General features: G+C 52.6%; 17 protein-coding genes. 1 reads left to right on the top strand and 16 read right to left on the bottom strand.

What is annotated here, in order from left to right; all coding sequences use genetic code 11:
• Positions 1-74: 74 nt before the first annotated feature.
• The 16 genes from MKZ07_RS06830 to MKZ07_RS06755 all read right to left on the bottom strand — a co-directional run bounded on the left by MKZ07_RS06830 (position 75) and on the right by MKZ07_RS06755 (position 20,979).
• A complete protein-coding gene (locus MKZ07_RS06830) occupies positions 75-1,787 on the bottom strand; it encodes a beta-L-arabinofuranosidase domain-containing protein (protein ID WP_036690699.1) in 1,713 nt (570 codons plus the stop codon).
• 20 nt (positions 1,788-1,807) lie between these two features.
• Positions 1,808-4,930: a family 43 glycosylhydrolase gene (locus MKZ07_RS06825; protein WP_063828969.1), complete on the bottom strand. Its 3,123-nt coding sequence runs from the start codon at positions 4,928-4,930 to the stop codon at positions 1,808-1,810.
• Between the two features lie 85 nt (positions 4,931-5,015).
• Positions 5,016-5,363 (bottom strand): hypothetical protein, encoded by a 348-nt coding sequence (locus MKZ07_RS06820; RefSeq protein ID WP_036690693.1) that lies wholly within the window; start codon positions 5,361-5,363, stop codon positions 5,016-5,018.
• Positions 5,364-5,719: 356 nt separating this feature from the next.
• Positions 5,720-7,543, bottom strand: coding sequence for a cache domain-containing sensor histidine kinase (locus tag MKZ07_RS06815; RefSeq protein WP_036690690.1), 1,824 nt, complete (start codon positions 7,541-7,543; stop codon positions 5,720-5,722).
• The gene (locus MKZ07_RS06810) at positions 7,540-9,006 is read right to left on the bottom strand and encodes a response regulator (protein ID WP_036690686.1); all 1,467 of its coding nucleotides are present in this window, start codon (positions 9,004-9,006) and stop codon (positions 7,540-7,542) included. The genes MKZ07_RS06815 and MKZ07_RS06810 overlap by 4 nt, the downstream gene beginning before the upstream one ends.
• 101 nt (positions 9,007-9,107) lie before the next feature.
• On the bottom strand, positions 9,108-10,712 hold the full coding sequence (locus tag MKZ07_RS06805; protein ID WP_156949516.1) for an extracellular solute-binding protein: 1,605 nt from the start codon (positions 10,710-10,712) through the stop codon (positions 9,108-9,110).
• A gap of 114 nt (positions 10,713-10,826) precedes the next feature.
• Positions 10,827-11,732, bottom strand: coding sequence for a carbohydrate ABC transporter permease (locus tag MKZ07_RS06800; protein ID WP_036690685.1), 906 nt, complete (start codon positions 11,730-11,732; stop codon positions 10,827-10,829).
• Complete coding sequence (locus MKZ07_RS06795; RefSeq protein ID WP_083677646.1) at positions 11,726-12,676, bottom strand: ABC transporter permease; 951 nt, start codon at positions 12,674-12,676, stop codon at positions 11,726-11,728. Before MKZ07_RS06795 ends, MKZ07_RS06800 begins: the two co-directional genes overlap by 7 nt.
• Positions 12,677-12,814: 138 nt before the next feature.
• The gene (locus MKZ07_RS06790) at positions 12,815-13,033 is read right to left on the bottom strand and encodes a hypothetical protein (protein WP_076153874.1); all 219 of its coding nucleotides are present in this window, start codon (positions 13,031-13,033) and stop codon (positions 12,815-12,817) included.
• Between the two features lie 47 nt (positions 13,034-13,080).
• On the bottom strand, positions 13,081-14,259 hold the full coding sequence (locus tag MKZ07_RS06785; protein WP_341025275.1) for a Ger(x)C family spore germination protein: 1,179 nt from the start codon (positions 14,257-14,259) through the stop codon (positions 13,081-13,083).
• Between the two features lie 18 nt (positions 14,260-14,277).
• On the bottom strand, positions 14,278-15,381 hold the full coding sequence (locus MKZ07_RS06780) for a GerAB/ArcD/ProY family transporter (protein WP_179090358.1): 1,104 nt from the start codon (positions 15,379-15,381) through the stop codon (positions 14,278-14,280).
• Between the two features lie 34 nt (positions 15,382-15,415).
• Positions 15,416-16,840, bottom strand: a complete 1,425-nt coding sequence (locus MKZ07_RS06775) for a spore germination protein (protein ID WP_341025270.1) — start codon at positions 16,838-16,840, stop codon at positions 15,416-15,418.
• Positions 16,841-16,914: 74 nt separating this feature from the next.
• Positions 16,915-17,880, bottom strand: a complete 966-nt coding sequence (locus tag MKZ07_RS06770; RefSeq protein WP_083677648.1) for an NAD(P)/FAD-dependent oxidoreductase — start codon at positions 17,878-17,880, stop codon at positions 16,915-16,917.
• Positions 17,881-18,132: 252 nt separating this feature from the next.
• Complete coding sequence (locus MKZ07_RS06765; protein ID WP_341025267.1) at positions 18,133-18,942, bottom strand: AAA family ATPase; 810 nt, start codon at positions 18,940-18,942, stop codon at positions 18,133-18,135.
• A 400-nt stretch (positions 18,943-19,342) separates the two neighbouring features.
• A complete protein-coding gene (locus tag MKZ07_RS06760) occupies positions 19,343-20,092 on the bottom strand; it encodes an AIR synthase related protein (protein WP_341025264.1) in 750 nt (249 codons plus the stop codon).
• On the bottom strand, positions 20,089-20,979 hold the full coding sequence (locus MKZ07_RS06755) for an AraC family transcriptional regulator (RefSeq protein ID WP_036690657.1): 891 nt from the start codon (positions 20,977-20,979) through the stop codon (positions 20,089-20,091). The genes MKZ07_RS06760 and MKZ07_RS06755 overlap by 4 nt, the downstream gene beginning before the upstream one ends.
• A gap of 136 nt (positions 20,980-21,115) precedes the next feature.
• Between MKZ07_RS06755 and MKZ07_RS06750 the strand changes: the two genes are divergently transcribed.
• Positions 21,116-22,414 (top strand): alpha-glucosidase/alpha-galactosidase, encoded by a 1,299-nt coding sequence (locus MKZ07_RS06750; RefSeq protein ID WP_341025262.1) that lies wholly within the window; start codon positions 21,116-21,118, stop codon positions 22,412-22,414.
• Positions 22,415-22,498: the final 84 nt, after the last annotated feature.

The following is a 22,498-nucleotide window of genomic DNA, read 5'->3' as shown; positions in this document are numbered from 1 at the left end:
CGGAGTGCGGTTTTTCAATTGCGGCTTATTTATGGCTTACGCTACAAATATGGCTTATTGCTCCAGTGCTGAAGTCACTTACTCCCTTGCGCCTGTTGGGTAGGCCCGTAATTGGCTGCTCCAGTAAAGTGAACATCTTCCTGCGTGGGATACACTTTCGGGATGCGCAGATCCCGCTGATACAGTCTCAAATGCTCTCCCCGGGGAGCGATATCAACGACATCACAGCCTCTCCAGGATACCTTATATTCCTCGCCCCGCACTGTCTCCTTCACCACCACTGTGTCCAGCGGATGCGTAAGCTCCACAGTGTCCCCTGCTCTTACACTACGGATCACAAGCAGATTGCCTTCTCGTACGGCTACGCATACGGCTCCATTTACCCTCACCGTGAAGTCCGTTCCCATCCAGTCATAGACCCGTACCGCAACATCGCACGGCTGCTTGGCTGTAATGGACATATAGCCCAGATCGGGATATCTCATGGTGACGGCAGCCTCGTCCGTCTCCTTATCCACCGGCATGTTGACGAATACCGTGCCATTCTGGAATTCCACCGCCCGGTTCCATACGAGCTCCAGGGCTACCGGAGCCATGCCGACGCAGCAGCCCGCAATGGAACGGAATTTGGATAACGACATGGAGTTCACGAGAGAGCCCCCGGTGAAGCCCCCGATCATTCTCTTATCAATCTCCCTGTAGGTTATACCTGCTTCGTCAGGCCGGGTGTTGTCTGTGACTACGTAGGAAGATACCTTTAGCTGATTCTCCACCAGCTGGTTCCGCGCATACAGGGTCATATCCTCCCAATATTCCTCATATCCGGCCAGAATCAGCTCATTCGCACATTCGATCATGTCCTTGATGCAGCAGGTTTCGCAATGCTCTTCATGCAGCGGATGCCACTGGGCATATTCAGGCACCCAACCGAAGGAGGAAGACAGGCTGCGGATATAATCATAGATCCCTTTGCCTGCGGTAATATACCGCTCCTTGCTCGTTACCCGGCCCAGACGTACCAGACCGGAAGCTACCCAGCCTGCGGAATGGACATGGCCGAAGAATTCCATTCTGTAATTGAAATAACGCGAAGGTCCGAGCAGGTGGTTGGCGAGACCCGTCGCCAGATCAAGCGCAGCCTTATCTCCGGCAATCTCATATCTGCGCACCAGGGAGTGCAGGACAATGGCATTACGGATCGCCAGCTCCCCCCGGCCGGTATGCCTGGACAGATCGAAGCCGCCGTCCTTCAGATACACATCATTGGGGAATTCGTATAGGGGCTCCTGCTCATCATAATCCCCCGACCAGAACGTTCGGACCTTCCGCTCAATCACCAGGGAGCGCATTCCCCTGACCAGCCCGGCCGCTCTGCTCTCCGCCTCCTTATCCCCGGGATCATTCTCCAGCATCCGGTTCAGCGCGGGAAGAATATAGCCCATTTCGTGAAAAGAGCTATGGTTCGTATGCGTCCACGGATAAGGCTCATGAAAGCGCAGGCCGTGCTCCCCCCAGGACTTCATCAGATGACGGTAAAAGGATTGCTGCACCGCAGCGCCTTCCCCCGTCTTCAGCATTTTGCGCACCGCATCTATAGCCTCATACCAGGAGCCGACCAGCTCCGCATCGTCCACCCGGCAATGGGCAGCCTCGGCAGGCTTCTTATGCGGCAGTACAAGCCAATAGGGCAGGTTGTCTTCCTGCGCATCTACCATCGAGGTCAGATAACCCAGAACGAGCTTGGCATTCAGTAACGGCGTGAACTTTTCGTAAGCTTGACTTGCCATGTTGTCTATCCCTCCGCTGCTTAATCTCCGGTAACACTGACCTTGAAGTCGTCGAAGTCGATAGACGCGTTCGCGTAGCCGTCAACGCCGAACAGTTGTCCGGTTAGTGTGCTGCCGCCGGTATGGCGGAAGGCGAAATCCGTAGCGGCCGGAACAGATTCATTATTGATATAGACGCTGTAGGTCTTGGCGTCCCAGTTGGCGACCATTTTGATGGCATACCAGGTGCCCAGCGCGAAATCTCTCACCTTGACCTTGTTGGAGCCGCCATTTTGCACCAGGATTTTACCGGAATCAAACGCTGTCACCATAGAATAGTTGCCGGTCCCGCTATCATTTCTTACCATAGCGCCGTTGGCATACTGGAAGTTGCTGTTTAACCGGACACGGTACTCGATAACAATCCGCTGATTCCCCTCAGCGTTTACATCGCCCGCATAAGGCAGGAAGAGGTTGGCTTTGCCCGCTACTGAGGTTGTGGTTAGCCGCAGGAATTTATTACCTGCTTCCTCCTGAACCACAGCGGCGGCGCCATTCGTCAGATCCTGCGTTGTAATGCCATAAGGGTATTTGCCGGTTGTATCGCCGGAGAAATCCCGGTAAGCCTTATAGGTTATCCCGTTCTGTGTGGTATTCAGTGAAGCTATCAGGGAGGCTTCCGCTTCAGCAAGTGCATTCAGCTCTGCATTGAACTGCGCCTGCGTCAATCCCGCATTGCCCGCCAACGCCTCTGCATGCTCCACTGCGGCAACGAAGTCAGCATACTTGGCAGCGCTATAATTGCCTGCCCCGTTCCCAAGCGGATAGGAGTTATTAGCCAGCTTGCTGCGAAGCTGATTCACGATCTCATCCAGGCCATAGCCCGGCACAACCTCTACAGAAATCGTGGAAGAGAACTCCTCCCCGCCTATCTTGAGGGTCACAGGAATCTGAACCGTGCCAATGGTACTGAAGTCCAGCCCTGCCGTCTTGCTGTCAGTCACCTGGGCCTGAACGGTCTGGTTGTGGTAGACAGCATTCACAACGCCCGAAAGCGCGGGAACCACGCCTGAAGGTGTCTTCATAGTTGTAGTGACCTGAACGGCATCTGAAGCGGCAATGACAGTTATGCTGTAGGTGGCTTGCTTGCCCCCGGTTGAGGCTGTAATCAGAGCCGTACCCGGTTGAACAGCATTTACTGTATGGGTTGCCGGATCGATGGCCGCCACTCCCGGATTGCTGCTGGTATACTGCGCACTCCCGGTTACATCCTGAACTTCATAATTGTTGTAATGTGCTGTTACCCTTAGCGGTGAACTGGTCTGGCCGCTGATCAGCACAGGCTCCAGACCGCTGAGCGCCAAGGACTGTACCGTTCTAGGATCAGCCTTGACATTAACTGCAGCGGTTGCGGTTTTGCCGTTATAGGTGGCGGTAATGGTTGCACTTCCTGCCCCGGCCGCCTTCACCTGATTCCCTGCTTGAATAATGGCTACGTTCGTATCAGACGAGGTCAGGACCACGCCTGCCGTGACAGCAGAATAGGTAGTTCCAGTTACTGTATAGAGGGGCAGGCTGCGGGTCTCGTTAAGTCCCAGCGTATATCCGGGAGCCCCGAACAGCAGCTCCAAGGTATTCAGCCGGGATACCTCCAGGCTGTCGATGTCCGCCAGATTGTTCCCCTTGAAGAAGCGGAGAACATTGTCTCCCTGCTGAAGATAGATTTTCGCCGTAGAGGCTCCCCAGCGGTTCGCGCCGGAATAGACGATATTCATCGACGCTCCGGGCCCGCCGTTGACCGACAGAATATGAGAGGCATCCCCCGCATTCGCTGAGCCGTTGCTGTTACGCACGGACAGCACATAGAAGCCCGCTTCCGGCACATTGACATTGAACTGGGCATAGTCGAAAGTGTTCGCGAGGTTGGTAATCTTCATCCCGCCGGAGGCGGAGCTTTCGCGCCGGACCGCTGGGGATGAAGCGCCAGCGGGATCTTGCACGAGCAGAGCTTGTTCGGCTTCATAACGAATTCGGGCCGGCTCGCCTGATGGGATTGCTATCGGACTGTTCGGATTAACAGGCTCTCCCAGGTTCGGCGTGTTGTCTGTGTTCCAGGAGAACTTCTGCGCGCGGACATTGCGGGTCCAGCCTGAGCCCGGCCAGCGGGCGGAATGGTAGATGATCCAGTCCTCGGTACCGTCCGGTGAAGTCACAATACTGTGATGGCCCGGGCCATAGACACCGTTCGCGCTTGAGAAGATCGGCTGATTACGCTTGGTCCAGGAAGCGGGATTCATCAGATCGGCGCTGGTGCTGGCGGTAATCAAGCCGAGACTATAGCTGTCTGTCCAGCTTCCATTGGCGGAGTACACCAGATTGATCTTGTTCCCTTTGATCGTAATCTGCGGGCCTTCATTAATCCGGCCGGGGGAGGTCTCCCAGTCATACTCCGGCGTGGACAGGAGCACGCGCTGCGAGCTAATCGTCCATGGATTGCTCATTCTGGCGATGTACAGATTCTGAAAGCTGCCGTCGGTGTCCTCCCAGCCGGACCAGATGAAGTAGTGCTGGTCACCGACCCTCAGCACAGTGCCGTCAATCGCCCAGCGGTCCGTGGCATCGGTAATCTTACCTTTGAAGGTCCAGCTTCCGCTCATCGGATCGGCACTGGCATTCTCCAGCACATACATGCGGTGGTTGGCGTTGGTTCCGTTATCGGCTGCGAAGTAGATATACCATTTGTACTGGCCGTCCGTATCCTTGAGATAATGCATCTCCGGCGCCCATACATTGGAGCTGTACATGGTTCCTTTAACGGGCGACCAAGCCAGACTCCGTTCGCCTGCTTCAATGCCGGTAATAGTCTTCGATCTACGGACCATAACTCCGCTGGCATTGACAAAGGTGTTGTAATAATAGCCGTCCGTGTGCTTGTATACCCAGGGATCGGCCCCGGTCTGCATGATGACATTGTAGAAATTCGTCACATTCGTTCCTCCTTGTGCAGCCGCTACACTCTCTGGTGCGCTAGTACCCGACTCTTTCGCCGCAGCGCCCCCTCCCCACTGAGGCAGCATGAGCAGGACCACGAGGCTGAGCAGCAGAGCTTTGACGCTTGTTCTGGACCACTTCTGTTCTTTCCGGGCTGAATTAACCGCTTTCATTTTTTCATCTCCTTCTCATAGGAATGATGACTCGGCCTAGCGTCCTCATAATACCTTCCGGGACGGATTAAAAAAATGGACAATCTTAAAATGTTTTTGTAACCGTTTTAGTTGTAAATACTGCCAGTTCAGCGACGAGCCCAGACCCGGTACGGAAACAAACAATTAGATACTTGGCAAACAAATAATTGGATAAACGCAGCTTAATTTCTCGACTTCTGATGATTGCAGAGGAAGAAGTGGAAAAAGAGCAACTGCTGCTCACGGATTCAGGCACTTTAAGTAAATAGGGCTTGAATAAGTGTTGTTTATCCACCTGCTGCGCCCTGGCCGGACGTATCTCCATCAGCAGGTGGACTAAATCCAACAGTTTCCCCTTCCGCCTGTCCCAGAGGGAGAGCTCGCCAGATTCAGGTGCATTAGTGCTCTTCATTTCTGGATATTGCCTGCATTCGGCAAAATCAGGTGCACAAATACCCCTCATTCGCCCGAATATCTGGTATCCGCCGAATTCAAGTGCACTAATGCACCTCATTAGCTCAATTAGCCATTATCCGCCGAATTAAGGTGCACTAATGCACCTCATTGCTCAATAGCTTTGAGCTCAACTCGTCCAAGGTAACATCCACCTTAATGATCACTCTCACCTTCCGACCATAATCATCACTCTTCCCTTCCCACTTGAATCATCCAGAGGCCTTACTCTGTTATAGAGACGGTGTGCGGCTAAGCCCTCCCTTACAGCCAAACAGGGCACCTCCCGCTAAACGGAGGTACCCTGTTCGACACTCACTTGCTATCTCCGCTGCCCGGCAGCTTCGGAATCTTCACGTTCACGATTGTCCCATAGCCTAACCGGCTGTCAACGGTAAGTCCATAACCTTCTCCGAACAGATGGCACAGCCGGTTATGAATGTTCAGCAGCCCGATGCCTTGCGCCGATTGCCCGGTCAGGGCAAGCTCCTTAGGCTCCTGGCCAAGCTTGGCCTGAAGGGCAGCCAGATCCTCAGGCTCCATTCCTCTGCCGGTATCCATAATACTGAAGCACACATCCCCGCGCTCATCCAGGCTCCCGGTAATCTGAAGGCTTCCGCCCTGATCCATCCGCTCCAGCCCGTGATAGACCGAATTCTCCACAATGGGCTGGAGAATCATCTTGGGCGTCTGCAGCACAAGCAAGCTCTCCTCCACATCAAGCGACAAGGAGAATTTATTCTCGTAGCGGATCAGAATAATCTTCATGTAAGCTTGAATGCAGTCCACCTCTTCCCGGATCTGCACAAGATCGTCCTTCTTGATGCTATAGCGGAAGATCTTAGACATGCAGTACGTAATTTGGGCAATCTCCCGGCTTCCATACTCCAGTCCGATGCTGCTGATACAATTCAGCGTATTATACAGGAAGTGGGGGTTAATCTGGCTCTGCAGGGCAGAGAACTCAGCTTGCTTCTGGCTCAGCTCGGATTCGTATAGTCTGGCCTGGGTATTGAACATCTCCCGGGTCATTTCGTCCATCTCGTCCATCATCCGGTTAATATCCTGGGCCAGCAGGCCAACCTCGTTCGTGAACCGGACTTTGATCCGGAAGCCTCTATCCCGCCCTGCCACCTTCTTCATATCCATGACCAGTCCCATCAGGGGACGCATCAGATTGCTCATGAAGAAGCTGCCGGTTAGTATCATGCTGACAATGATGCCAATCCCCACGATAATGCTGACCTTGCGCATGGGGATCATATCGGCCGTCAGCTCCTGCACCGGAATCATACTGACCACCCGCCACCCGTCAGCCTGCTCCAGCCCCTTAACCTGAATGAGAACCTCCTTACCGTCAATCGTTGATTTTATCCCGTTAAGCAAATGGTTCTTATCCATAGACAGCACATCTTTGATCACATTGCCCCGCGCATAGGAATTGGTGGAGGCAACCACCTCGTCCCGGTTATTCAGAATGGACAAGGTGGAGTTCTGCGTTAATTCCGTATTCGCGACCAGCCCCTGCATTTTGTCCATATTGACCATCACCATGCAGTAACCTGTAATCTGTGAGAAATGAACACCGCCGATGGACTCGACAATGGGAGCAATATAGAAGAACTGTTCCGTTCCTGTCCGGTCATCCTTCAGAATAGCAGTGAACTTCCCCTTCTGGCGAAGCGCAGGATCGTTCTTGTACGGGCGGATAAAGCTGTCATACAGGTTAATATAAAAAATATCGCCACTTGCAGAATCCTCGCTGGAGAGTCGTCTTCCCTGGAGGTCATTGATCATGATACCGTTCACATACGAATTGAAGGACCGCATATATTCCATTAGATCCAGAGCATAGGGAGCGCTGTCGAACGCCCTTTTGTAATCGTCATCGGCTATGGTGAACTCCTGAATCAGCTTGCTGTTGACCGCAATGCCGGTGCTGACCCGGATATCATTGAATACAGAATCAATTTTGCGGCGGGTCTGCTCAATCATCTGGTTGCTATACGTGACCGCCCTCTTTTGCGTCAGCGCAGAGAAATTAAAGAAGAAGTAAAATTCCATCACAGTAAATATAACAATGGAGCAACAAAAGAACAGCCATAGTTGATGCTTCAATTTCACCTTGCGGGTCTTCATAGCCTGCGGCTCCGTTCGGCTTCCCTTTTCCTGAATTTGGCGGGCGTCATCCCGCAGTGCTTCTTGAACACCTTATTGAAATAATAATAATCTACATACCCGGACTGGATGGCAATGCTCTCTATGGACAGGTCTGTCTGCTGCAAAAGCCCGCGGGCTTTCCTGATCCTCAGCTCGGCCACGTATTCAGAGAAAGTTTTGCCCAGATTCTTCTTGAACAATTGACAGCAATACACCTGATTGATGAAAAATTGGACCGACAGCTCCTTCAGATACAGCTTCTGTTCGTAATTCCGGTCGATATAGGCGACCATCCGGTTGAAGCAGGAGAGAATATCCCCTTCCTGCAAAGCACGGCTGTTCCCTTGCCGGAGTACTGTAAAAACGTCTTGCAGGAAGCTGCACAGCGATCCCAAGTCCTCGAACCGCTCCTTCAGCTCGGCATAATTCAGGAATTCCAGCTCCATGTCCCTAAGCTCCTCCGAATAAGAACTGCTCAGAAGCCCGACGGCCTGATTCCATAAGTAGACAACCTCGCTCATGCCCAGCTGATGAAGCCTGAAATACTCCTGCAAGCCCGCAGTGTAGGACTCGATGCTGTCGTATTGATTACCATAAACTATAGATTGCAGCTCATCGATACAAGGCTTCACCAGAGGCAGTTTGGGATTATAGTGAACCGCGCCGGAAGCTTCATCCACGAATACCCGGGAGGCCGCCAGCTCGGCTTCCTTGATCAGCTTGCCGATCTGCTTAAGCCCGCTGCCGATGCTGCTGATCCCCACCACAGAAAACCCTGGACTGCCCGCGGCCGCAGGCCATTCATCTGCAATTCCTTCAAGCTCACTCTTCTGCTCTGTGATTAGAACCGCCAGCAGGGTGCTTGCTCCGTTCTCCACCTCCAGCAGATGAACCGGCAGCCCGTCCAGCTTCAGCAGTTCGCTGAGCTTCGGTCTGTCTGACTCATAATGGACAGCAAGCACCTGGCAGCAGCCTGCATTCATGCCGGCAGGAAGGCAGCGCCTGATCTCATCTTCATCTGCCGAGGTAAGCGCATCCAATAGAAGGTGATTGCGCGCCGCACTTCGCCGGGAGAAGTGCAGGGCGAGCTTCGCCAGGAACGAATCGGTCATATCCACATCAAGCGGCTTCAGGAAATAATCGAGTGCCCCGAAGCGCAGCGCTTCCTGGGCGTATTCAAATTCCGCGTATCCGCTTATAATGACAAATTCAGTATCTATTCCATGTGCTTTGGCCCGCTTCATCAGATCGAGTCCGGAAATCTCCGGCATCCGGATGTCTGTGACCACCAGATCCGGCTCCTGCAAGGCAATGGCTTCCCACGCCTGGGAGGCACTTGTGAATTGTCCCGAGATTTCAAAGCCATACTGCTCCCAGTCAAAGGCATTGCTGATCCCTCTAATCGCCCACGACTCATCATCTACAATAATGACCTTGTACATGGATATCCTCCTGAACCTGTGAATTCATCTGGGCTTACCCCGTAAACGAAATGCGGATAAACCACTTCTATCATCCTCGTGGTTTATCCGTATATCAAGATTTATTTGGTGTTTGCTGTGACTTCCCTGTAGTTCTTCACATTCTCATCCTGAACCGCCTTACCGCCGGCGTCCATATACTCCTTCACCAGCTTTTCGTATAAGGCATCGAACTCGGCCGCCTTGGCCACGATCAGCCGGTCAATCATCTGCTTGTTCATATCGCCCAACGTCTTGCCGTATTTAATATTGGCTTCGTTCGGCACCCCGTAATAGAAGGAGGAGTAGCCGTCTGTAGTATTGATTTTGTACGATTCCATCGCGAGCTCCTCATACTGCTTATCCCCGGAGGCCAGAGCTGCGGCATAGGTTTTGACATTCTTTTCGGTGTCGCCCAGCTCAGCGCCGTTCACAATCATCGTATAATCCATGTTCAAATTACTCATCTGCATTTTCTCGCCGGTCTGTGCAATCCCTTGCGGGATGCCGTCTTTCAGCGTATGATGAATGCCTTCTTCACCAAACTGCAGGAAGAACATCACCTCCGGGTCCGCCATCCAGTTCAGATATTTGACCGCCAGCTCCGCGTTTTTGCTGCTTTTGGGAATGAAGGAGAAGATTCCGTTCTCATTATATACCTCTTTGAGGTATTTGCCTTCAGCATTCTTGAAGGTATCCACCGGAACATAGTGGGCATCCGGCGAGTTTTGCTTCAGCGGAACACGGATTTTCTGGGTCATCGGATAATCCCAGTTGGCTGCATAGAAGCCTACCTTGCCGTTGGTGACATCGGCATCCGCCTGCTTGGTGGTTTTGTCCAGGGCAAAGTCGGGGCTGATCAGCTTCTCATTATACAGCTTGTTCAGCCATTTATACGCATCCTTGTTGCCCGGCTTCAGCCAGTTTGGCGTGGTGACGAATTCCTCCTCTGACATCTGGCCCCAGAAGGATTGAACCAGGTTGCCGAACGTGTAGTTCATGCCCGCTGCCGCCGTTGCCCAGGGAATGACGCCGTTCACATTGCCCGGATTCTTGTCGCGGAAGGCCACCAGCGTCTCGTATAACTCATCTTTGTTGGTTGGAAGAGGCATCCCGAGCTTGTCGAGCCAATCCTTACGGATGAACATCCCGTTCCAGGCCAGCAGGGTGCGCTTACCCGGAATCGATACCTGCTTGTCGTTATATTTACCGTAAGCGAGAACATTCTCCCCGAGATAAGCCTTCAATTGCTGGCCGTGGCTCTCCAGCAGCTCGTCAAGCGTGTAGAGACCGTCGCTTTTGGCAAAGCGGGTGACCAGCGTCCCGTCATAGGTGAAGGAGATGTCCGGAGCCTGGCCCGCAGCCATTAATACGTTCAGCTTATCAACCTCCTGGGACCGGGGAACGGGTACGTATTCAACAACGGCGTTATTCGGCTTGCCGAAATGCTCATTCACATATTTCGTCCAGAAATTATTATTCAGATCCGGCTGGCCCTGAACCCCTCTGTCGAACACCTCCACCGTAAGCTTTGCAGGAGGATCAGAAGGGGACTTTGCTGCATTAGACGACTCCGGCGCGGCTGTCTCTTTGCTCTCTTTGTCACTTTCGCCGCAGCCCGCTGCAACGCCGGCCAGCAGCACGGTGCTGCACAGAACGGCCGATATTTTCTTGATGCCTGTCTTCACGGTATACCACCCTTTCATCTCTTATCATGATAGTAATCCAGATTATAGCTTCCTTGCCCAGGCAGCTTCAACTTCCGCCAGCTAAGCATTCCCCCTTCCCTGGAGTGTACCGCTTCAGCCCTTGATCGCGCCTGTCATTACACCGTCTACGAAATACTTCTGCAGCTTGGGGTAGATCAGCAGAATCGGAATGGTGGTGAACATGACGCTTGCGGCCTTCAGCGACTCCGGCACAATGAATGAGCCGATACTGCCCTCGCCGCCCTGCTGGCTGTCGAGCTGCTGGTTGGCTGAGATGATCTGGTACAGCTTGAGCTGCATGGGATAGAGCTCTTTTTTGGTAATATAGAATAAGGCATCCTGGAATCCGTTCCACCGGTCTACGGCATAGAAGAGGCTTAAGGTGGCAATCGAAGGCAGCGAGAGAGGCAGCACAATCCGCAGAAGAATCCCCAGATCCGAGCAGCCGTCAATGGACGCTGATTCCTCCAGACTCTCGGGAAGCGAGCTGAAGAAGGTTTTCAGGATAATCAGATTAAATACACTCATCGCACCCGGCAGCACCAGACTCCATATCGTATCCATCATCCCCAGATTCTTGATCAGGATATAGGAAGGAATCAGGCCGCCGCTGAAATACATGGTGAAGACCAGTGCGGACAGCAGGAAGTTTCTCCCCCATAGCCGCTTTTTCGTTAACGGATACGCCGCACAGATCGTCAGGAACATACACACCACGGTGTAAAAAATCGTAAGGACAATACTATAGCCCAGCGTATACAGCATATCGGCATCGCTCAGAATCGTCTTATACGTCTCAATAGTGAAGTCTACCGGCCATAAGCTTACCTTTTGCGAGATAATCGCTTCGTTGGAACTAAATGACAGCGCTATCATGTATAAGAACGGGACAATGCAGGTGAACGACAAAGCCACAATAAAGACTATAATCGCAATATCTGCTACACTTTTTTTCCGGCCAATCCGTCTGGTTGTTATCGTGCTTGCCGCTCTCACCATATCCCATCCTCACCCAATTTCTTCGCAATATAGTTGGCACCGATCAGCAGGGTCAGACCTACCACGGACTGGAACAGCCCGACGGCCGTTGCCTGGGAGAAGTCTCCCGAGCTGATACCGACTCTGTACACGAAGGTGCTGATGACATCGGAATATTCGCTGACCAGTGAATTCCCCATTACAAACGGGCGGTCGAATCCGATCGATACCATTCGGCCAATCTGAAGAATCAGCAGAATGTTAATCGTAGATTTAATGCCGGGCAGTGTAATATGCCACATTTTGCGGAGTCTGCTGCAGCCGTCCATATCGGACGCTTCATACAGCTCCTTGTTGATGCCGGTAATCGCCGCGAGATAAATAATCGTCCCCCACCCGATGTTCTGCCATACCCCCACCGTAATATAAGTGACCAGCCAAGGGGTCTTCTGCGACAGGAATTCAATTTTTGACAGGCCCAGGTTATCCAGAAAAAGATTAACCATCCCGCTGTTAGAGAACATCAGATAGACAATCCCGCCGATAATCACCCAGGACATGAAGTGAGGCAGATAGAGAATCGTCTGCGTTAATTTCTTGAACCTTGCCATACGGACCTCGTTAAGCAGAATCGCCAGGATAATCGGGGCCGGGAAGCCTGCCACCAGATCCAGCACATTCAGAACCAGCGTATTTTTGAGGGCACGGTAGAAGCTGTCCTGCTGAAAAATAAACCGGAATACATCAAGTCCCACCCATTCGCTTCCACTCGTCCCCTGAAAAATATTGTAATCCTGAAACGCCATAATCAAGCCGTAAATCGGGGCATATTTAAAAATGGCAATGTACAGGAGTGGCAGCAGCAAAAGGATGTAGAGTAGGGCATCTCTCCTGATCCTGAGCCAAAAGGTGTGTTTTCGCGTGAGTCCGATTTGATCTTGCTGATTGTTTAAAACCGCTTTCATTTCTCCCATCCCTCCGGCTGTATTAAGGAGCTCTCTTGTTTTTCATTATAGTCACCCGGGGAAATAAGAAAATGTAATCGCTTAAATGAATTTGGTAAAAACTTAAAAGACAGCCCCGTGAAGGAGCTGCCTTAAGCTTCATTTCATAATCAGATCGATTCTGCCGAACAACAGCTTCACCAGCTCGGTAGGACCCGGCAGGCCCGGTTGTAATAAGAGCAGAATGGTAAGCCCCGCCGTAGCAAGGGTGATGCCTGCGATAACCTTTCTGGTTTTCTTATCCTTACTGCCCCGGAATTCAAAAACGATAACTGAAGCGGACAGCAGCAGAATGCCCAGGATCATTACCAGTTTCATGCTTCCCACTTCCTTGTATGGTTGCTGGAATTAAGGCGTAGCCTCTGTCAGTCAGCCGATTGCTCCGGGATGCCCTGAGGGCCGGTTGATCTTCCGTTACCAGTAATACTTGTCTTGGCGGAGACATCCACCTGTAACTGGGGGTACATTGCCTCCCACTGGTCTTTCTTCTTCTTCCACTCTTGCGGGTAATGTCTGCGGAAGGTATCGGCGAAGCGGAAAAAGTCAGTCTTCTGCTCTTTTTGCGACATGTGGAGGGCTTGCTGGGCGAGCTCCTTCAGTTTGTCTTCCCACGCCTGATTCAGCTCAATCATCTTCGCCGGATCGGTCAGATTGGCATCGGTTGTATTCATAACCACCTCGCCCTTGGCCACAATCCGGATCTTCATCAACCATTCCCGGTTCACAATTCTCGGGGTTAGAGTCGTGGTTATACTCGTAGGCTGAATCGAGAAGGTCCCCTTCTGCTGATCCAGCTTAACCGGTATTATAATATTATTCAGTTCATTAATCATCAGCAGCACCCCAAGGCTGACCGGTTCTTTCACGGTGAGTGCATAGCGGCCATGTTTATACAGGCTTATTCCTTTGAGTAAGGGTGTAGTAGCATTAGGGCCGTCCTTCGGTTCTGGAGGAGCAATCAGAATACGGGTTAAAACAGCCGAACCGCTGGCACCTTGAATGGATTGGGACAATTCCAGCAGGGTCACGCGCGTGCCCAGGTTCATATTCGCCATTTCCCGGAGGGATTCGGAGGTGCTCCGCTCCAGCGGGTCCAGCAAGGCAAGAATATCCTTGGCGGATTCCTGGCTGGAGAAGACATATGCATGCTCACGGAACTGCGGATAACGCAGGAGAAAGTCGATATACTCGCGCAGCCCCTGCTTTCCTGCCTCTTCACTGATTACAATGACCTCACACTGGCCCCAGAACATATGCCGGGCCACCTTCCGTTGCAGCCGGTTCAAGGCTTCCGCAATGTTATCTCCTTCAGCGGTGCGGATCATAGTGACCCCGCTTGCGCCTTCCCCGGCTCCGCCGCTCTCTGATCCGCCTCCGCCCTTGCGCGGGATGAAGATCTGGGCCGTCAACTGGGCCTGCCCCTCCTGATAATCCACACCTGTAGCCAGCACGATCGCCAGGTCATTGATCTCCGTCCGGTCCCAGCAGCCGGTCAGCAGTATACTGCTTAGCAGCAGCATGATTAAGGTCCTGCAGCCCCGCATAGCCCTCCCTCCTTATCTTCATCCTTTGTTCTGCCGCTTCAGCCCCCTCTTCAGCAGGGCCAGTCCATAGACTGCGGCAGGAAGCACGACCAGGAACAACATGGTATATATATTCGCAGAAGCACTCACCAGCGCAGCGACCCCTGAGGCACCGGACACTACCCAATACGAGAACAATATACTTAAGAACGCCAGCGGAATCACCAGCGGTTTATAATCGTCCAGCCCGAACCATTCTGCGGCCGAAGCGGCGAAGATGTAGAGAAAGACAGAGATTTTGACAAAAATCCCGAAGATCCAGATCGCAATAATCAGAGCCTCGATATGCTGCAGGAAATCGGCAATGGTAATGTAACGGGCAGCAATCATCACCGGATAAGCAAAGCTGTCCGTCAAATCCCCCATCAGCAGCAGGCAGAACAGATTGGTAAGACTCATCGCCGCAGTTGTGACCACAAGTGAGACCAGCATTGTCCGGGTAAGGTGTTTCTTACTGTTGACATAGGGCAGCAGAAAGGCCAGCACAATATATTCACTGAACCATGCAGACGGAGCGACGGCGCCTTTGATAATGGGCACGAATCCTTTCTCCATGAACGGAAGCAGCTCGGCGGGCCGCAGCTCCCCGGTCAGTAGGACAAAGATCAGGCAGAGCATCACCACCAGCAGCGTAACGAACACCTGCGCGGTTCGGCTGACCACCTCAATCCCCAGCCTGACATTGATCGCACAGACGATAACCATGGAGCTTATAATAACAAGCAGCGGCGTCTTAGGAAGCGCATTATTCAGAATAAACTCGCCATATTCCAGGATAATCAGACCGTTCAGATGGGGCAAATAGAGCAGAAAACCCAGCCCGATTAGCTTGCCCGGCAGCCAGCCGGCGATCAACAGACTGGACTGCATAATGGTCTTTCCGGGATACAGCCGGTTAAGTCCAAGCGAGATCCCAATGACCGTTGCTCCAATCAGCGAGCCCAGGATGGGCGATAGCCACATATCATGTCCCGCATAATGCATGGTAATCCCGGGGACAGACAGAATAGCTGTAGCGAGAATGGAGGGAAAGACCAGAAAGGCCAGCTGGGTAACCGATATTTTCCCTTTGTCAGTCAACATAAGTATCCTCTTCTCTGTTGAAGTCCCGCTGCCGTCATTTGCTCCGCGGCTGCGAAATCCACAATACATCCTTCAAGCCCTTGCTGAACGTTGGAGCTGCCGGTGACAGATAAGGTCTGCCGAACGAACGCAGACTGCTAAGATGAATGACGACCAGGATGATGCCGAGCATTACGCCGATCAGCCCCAGCGTGCCTGCCAGAACCATCATGGGGAAGCGCAGCAGCCGGGTCGCGATGCTGGCGGAATAACGCGGAACCATGAAGGAAGCAATGCCCGTAATCGCCACAATAATGATCATCGGAGCAGAGACAATTCCCGCAGTGGTAGCAGCCTGGCCTATAATTAGCGCGCCAACAATACTGACAGCGGAACCTATCTGCTTCGGCAGCCGGACTCCGGCCTCCCGCAGCGCCTCGAAGGCGATCTCCATAATGAGCGCTTCCACCAGGGCCGGGAAGGGAATCTCCTCTCTCGCCCGCGCGATACTCAGCAGCAGCACGGTGGGGATCATCTCCTGATGGAAGGTGGTGATGGCTACATAAGCTGAGGGGAGCAGGAGCGATAAGGCATAGAAGATATATCTGAGCCAGCGGACAAAAATACTCATGTAAATGTTCTCATAGTAATCCTCAGGGGATTGCAGCATGGAGAACATGTTAATCGGGGCAATCAGACTGAAGGGAGTCCCGTCAATCAAGAGCGCAAACCGGCCCTCCAGCAGATTGGAGACCACCACATCCGGGCGCTCCGTAGCAATCATCTGCGGAAACGGCGAAAAGGGCTGGTCAATGATGCCCTGCTCAATATACTGGCTCTCCAGCACATCTTTGATATTCAGGCGGCTTAGACGTTTATTAACTTCAGTGACCAGTCCCGGCTGGATAATACCTTCCACATATACGAGGGTAACCTTCGTATTACTGTACTCTCCAATAGTGCTGGAATGCAGCTTCAGGGCTGGTGTCTTAAGCCGCATACGCAATAGAGACTGATTCGTAGCCAGAGCTTCAGTGAAGCCGTCACGGGCACCGCGCACAGTGGATTCAGCCGCCGGTTCTTCGGGAGTCCGGGTGGGAACCTTGTATAGCGGATAGCCCTTACCCGAAGCCTGGCCGTCCAGCAAAAGCACAGCTTCACCGTCCAGAATCGCTGTAACGGCTTGTTCTACAGTTCTAATCTGTTGAATCGAGGCGACAGGAACCTCAGCAGACCCGTCCACTGCCGGTTCAACTGCAAGGCCGGTCTGCTTCAGCGGTACCAGTAATTGCTGCTCCAGCCGCTCCGTATCACATAATCCTGTACAGTATACACAGAGCGCGGAAGTACGTTGAACAGTCAGGAACGAATGGAACACCACATCCTCACAGCCATCAAAAACGCCGCGCAACACCAGTTCATTCTCTGCCAGCAGCGGGGTCAGTTGGGTCTTCGGTTCTGCTTCCGTTGCAGTATTCATCTGTACTCCCTCCCTGCTCTACCCTTTGAATTTCATATTCATAGTAAAGTTATCCTTTGCTACAAGGGGAAGAATTATGCAAGCCCGGCCTTCCAAGCTTCCCGGTTCAGCTCGCCGTTCAGCGCTGCAGCAGCCAGCGCGCCCGATGCGGCAGCAGCTATGGACTGATGCATCATCGTGGCAGCATCCCCGGCAGCGTATATTCCGGGTACGCTGGTCTGACCGGACTCGCCAACCTCCAGGATACCCTGCTCGGATATCCGGCAGCCCAGGGTATGCGGCAGATCCGTTCCCGGAGCCAGCTCGGGCCGGAAGAAGATGCCTGTACAAAGAAGCTCTGTTCCATCCATAAGCTTCACATGGTTAACCATGCCCTCATTGGATGAAATCTCATGAATCGGAGCAGCGAATAACGGGATATCATGAGCGCGCAATTCTTCGCGTTCCGCTGCTGTGAGCTCATCAGGGCCATTCGTGCAGACCGCGAACTGCTTCGTCCAGCCGTATAACAACGGCGCAAGATGCATGAGTGCAGCCCCTCTGCTGATGACCACCAGCGGCTGATCTCTTAATTCCCAGCCATCACAGTACGGGCAGACAAAGGCGCTTTTCCCGTAGACCTCGGCAAGCCCGGGAATATCCAGCCTGAGATCCTTCATACCTGCGGCGAACAGCAGCTTCTTACTGGTCAGCTTAAGACCTGAAGCTGTCTCCAGCAGGAAGGCTCCATCCTCACCGGTAACGGACACAACTGTATCTTCAACATGTGAGACCGACGGATAAGCGCCAAGCTGTTCTATGGCAATCCGCCGGAGTTCAAACGGAGCAATCCCGTCCCGGGTCAGGAAGCCATGCGCTTCCCGGGTGACCGCATTACGCGGACGCCCCGCATCTATGACAATCGCCCGTTTGCGTGCCCGGCCCAGCATCAGCCCGGCATTAAGCCCGGCAGGCCCTCCTCCGATAATGACTACATCAGCATTGGCTGCATCTGCTACATCTGCATTTGCTGCGGCATCAACGTTTTCCAGGTTCTTCATTTGTAATTCCTCCTTGTGTGTGGTGGGTAATGTGTTCGTGTGCGGGTGTGTGACGACAGGTAATTTTACGGATATTAGAGACTTCCATAGTCTTTGAATGGCGCAAAAAATCAGACCCCGTATCTCCAGTGCTCACCTGCGTCGCCAATATGTAATACACATATGCATCGCTTCGATTAAGGACTATGCGTGTCTATAATAACTTTAAATTTTAATGATGTCAATTCCTGCGCTTCTTGGCGCTTATCAGCTTCATTCAAACAAATGCTTATGCTGCTTGAAAAATTGATAGAAAGATTGTACATTCTCCAGTTCATACCACTCCGCAGTCTGCAAGGGGCTGGCATCCAGATTGTAGACCTTAGCATGCAATGTTCCCAGTATGAAGGGGGAGTGTGTGGCAATAATGAACTGGTTATCGAAATACCGGGCCAGCTCATTGATTTGCTCCGCTATTCTAATTTGGTTGGCAGGCGACAGCGACGTTTCCGGCTCGTCCAAAACATACAAATTCCCCGGCTGCAAATTCTCCTCGAAGAAGGCCATTGAGGTTTCGCCGTTGGAGTATTTTTCCTGTGAGAATTGGATGTTATCGAGTTGCTTCTTGAACGCGTTCGAGGATTCATATTCCGCTGCCTGATTCTTGCTCATCCCCCCGTTCCTCTGCTCATACACCATACTCTCACGCAGCACGGAGGCTTGCTGGATTTTTTTGATCTCATACAAAATATCCTCAGACTTTATATAACGGCTTCCCTTCGGAAGCTCTCTGATGTTACGCTCCTGCTCATCTTGCCCTAACCGGTAACTACTCAATTCCAAGAAGCGCTGAGCGTAGATGCTATGTCCGTAGCTGGTCATTCGCTCAGCCCTGGGTAATCCAAGCTTGCTGGCGATCACATTAAGCAGAGTGGATTTTCCGCTGCCGTTATTTCCATATAACACTGTAATCCGGTCAAACACCAGCACCTCGCCCGCGATAGCTTTAAGTACATAATCCGGGTAGATGTTAGGATTTCGTTCGATAACCTTGGAGAGCTTGAAGCTTCGTAAGTAGATCATGAGGGACCCCTTTCTCGCTGAAACGGTAACCTTGGTCAACAGGGTGGCAAAACCGTTTCACTTGTTTGATTACTAGTTTATACTACTACTGCCCATTGCGCTTGGGTAGCGGCAGAGCCTGGGATGTGCATTGCGGGAGCGAAGCTAGTTGGATTTCATCCACTTGCATAGGAACGTATGGGCCACGCTGGGGGAGTAATTGGAAAAATGGCACTTAAATACTCACTCGTTACCCGATGTGGCCCAATCAATGAGCAGCAGATGCTGTTTTTCCACTTATTTCGCAGCATTCCGCAGAAAGCGTAAAATTAAGATACGTTTATCCATTTGTTCCCGGAAAGGCTAATGTCGCTTAATCAAATCCGCCTTCTTCGCGCTGAATTCACCTTCCGCAAGCCGGTCAATCCTGCAAATAACCGATAATCTCCATTTTGCCGCCTATTCTGGACTGAAGTTCTCTAATCCTACGTTCCTTTGCCGCAAAAATCACTGCTGTCGCCGGCCCCCCGGATACCTGTAGCTTATCCGCTATTCCAGGCACCGGCCGGAAGCCGCAGCTGTTCAGCTCCGCGAGCAGCTCCGCTTCATACCTTGCTCCCCTAGAGCCGACCGGGTGAATGTCATGGACCTCCGGCGCAGCTGCCAGAAGCTGAAGCTGCCGGATGGTACACTGGCTTGCTTCCTGCTCCAGAACAGCGCTTCCGACCAGCGGTTCGCCCAGCATCACGATACAGTCTCCGCCCTGTGAACAGCCCAGCTTCAACTGCGTCTCATCCGCCTCCCCGATCACAGTGATTCCGATACCGGTCTGACAGGTCACGAAATTATCCTCAGTGCTGCCGTTCACGTGGGCTGCAGTCAGTCCGGCTTCCTCAAGCAGCTTGCGGATGCCCCTTATAATCTCATTCCCTGTAGGCTCCTTCTCTACCGCCAGGGTATCGATGACAGTTAAGATCTCAGCCCCCACAGACAGTACCTCCATTACTGCAACTCTGGCAGCATAATAGCCTGCAACAGCAGGGGGAGTCTGCACCGCATCCATCGGCTTATTCCCGATGCTGGCGCTGGAGTCGCAGCCGATGACCAGCAAGCGGCCCCCCTCTCTTCGCACAATAGTCAGATCACGGATTCGCTGAACTTGCGGTTTCATATGCTTGATCCTCCTGTATCTTTTTCGTTCCCGTTCCTAAGTCCTATCCGGTATTCGCTCGGCGGCATGCCGGTAGCTTTGCGGAATTGCTTGGAGAAATACAAGGCGTCATTGAAGCCGACGGAAGAGGCCACTTGTTCAATCGTCAGCATGCTGCCCAGCAGCTCTCTGGCCTTGTCCATTCTGATTTTAAGCAGGAACTGCTTGGGAGACAGGCCGGTCCGCTGCTTGAATGCCTTGGATAAATGCACCCGGTGATAGCCAAGCGAGGACGCGAGGTGATCGATGCTGATTTGCTGATGGTATTGCAGCGAGATCCAGCGGATCGCCTGGTCGATCTGCCGGTCGATCATCTCCGGCATCCCGGACGGATTCGGCGGCAAGGCGCTTAGATTATCCCGTCCGAACTGATGCAGCAGCAGCCGTGCCCAGCCTGACGCCTCCAGACTCTCCAGCCGCGGATACGCGGATTGCTTGAATGCCTGCCGGATACGTTCATATAAGCTATGCAGCTCAGGGACGTTGCCGGAAGACAGAAAGGGCTGCTCCCTGGTAATGCCCACGGCTCTAAGCAGATCCAGAACACCAATCCCCTGCAGGGCTACCCACGCATAATGCCACGGAATATCCGGGTCAGCCTTATAGCTGAATAAGGACCCGGGCATAATCACGAAGGTATCGCCCGCCTTGCACTCGGCCGCGAATGTCCCGCACTCGAACAGGCCTCCGCCCTCCAGAACGGTATGTATTAAGTAGAAATCATGTACAGACGGTCCGATGGTATGTCCGGGAAGCGGTCTCCCCTCGCCGCTGAACAGCACTGACAAATCCTGCTCCTCCGGTATCAGGTTAATGGCCAGAGTGAACTCGTAATGATCCGGATTCATGCAACATTCCTCCATATCTATCTTGTCTTTCTCCATAGGCGGGGCTTCGGTTCTATTCTATAGTGATTATAGATGAATCAAGCGAAAAAAGCTTCTGAAACCTAATATCCCACAACCAACAGGAGGTTAGACTCTTATGTCTAAAGTTACATTTATCGGTGCCGGAAGTACAGTATTCGCCAAAAACGTCCTTGGAGATATCATGGCTACGCCCGCTCTGCAGGGCTTCGAGCTTGCCCTATATGATATCGATCTCCAGCGTCTGAATGACTCTGCCAGCATGCTCCAGAATCTGAAGAAAAGCAGCGGCAGCACTTGTACAGTCAATACGTATACCGACCGCAAGGAAGCACTGCGCGGTGCCAAATATGTAGTCAATGCCATTCAGGTCGGCGGGTACGATCCTTGTACGATTACGGATTTTGAGATTCCCAAGAAATATGGCCTGCGCCAGACCATTGCGGACACGGTAGGCATTGGCGGCATCTTCCGCAATCTGCGTACCATTCCGGTTATGCTGGATTTTGCAGCGGATATCCGTGAGGTGTGCCCGGATGCGCTGTTCCTGAACTATACGAACCCGATGGCCGTTCTGACGAATGTCATGAACACCTATGGCGGCGTGAATACTATTGGACTCTGTCATAGCGTGCAGCAGTGTATCCCTGGATTATTCGACCACCTCGGCATTGACAAGACAGGGGTTCAAGCCAGAATCGCCGGCATCAACCACATGGCCTGGCTGCTTGAAGTCACCAAAGACGGCGAGGATCTGTACCCGGAGATCAAACGGCGTGCGGCCGAGAAGCAGCTTGAGCCTCACTACGACATGGTCCGCTATGAGATGATGCTGAAATTCGGCTATTACATTACCGAGTCCTCCGAGCATAACGCCGAGTACCATCCATACTTCATCAAGCGTAACTACCCGGAGCTGATCGAACGCTTCCAGATTCCGCTGGACGAATATCCCCGCCGCTGCGTGGAACAGATTAAGGAATGGGAGCAGATGCGCGGAGATCTGGTGAATAACCAGGATCTGACGCATGAGCGTTCCCATGAGTATGCCTCCTACATCCTTGAAGCCATGGAGACGGATGTGCCGTTCAAGATCGGCGGCAATGTGATGAACACGGGGCTGATCACCAATCTGCCGCGTGAAGCCTGCGTCGAGGTGCCTTGTCTGGTGGACAGAAGCGGCGTAACACCAACCTTCGTAGGTGATCTGCCACCGCAGTGTGCAGCGCTGAACCGGACCAACATCAACACCCAGCTCCTGACCATCGAAGCCGCTATGACTCGCAAAAAGGACCATATCTACCACGCCGCTATGCTGGACCCGCATACCGCCGCAGAGCTGTCGATGGACGACATTGTCAGCATGTGCGATGATCTGATCACGGCCCATGGAGACTGGCTGCCGAAGTATCAATAAATTCCAGGCTATATTTTAGGCATACCTCCATAACAAAAGCAGCGATCCTCCGTTAAAGGAGAATCGCTGCTTTATATTTTTGAG

It is taken from the genome of Paenibacillus sp. FSL P4-0338 (genome assembly GCF_038002365.1).
Taxonomy (GTDB): domain Bacteria; phylum Bacillota; class Bacilli; order Paenibacillales; family Paenibacillaceae; genus Paenibacillus_AQ.
Note: the sequence above shows the minus strand (reverse complement) of the source record. Positions and strands in the feature narration are given on the sequence as shown.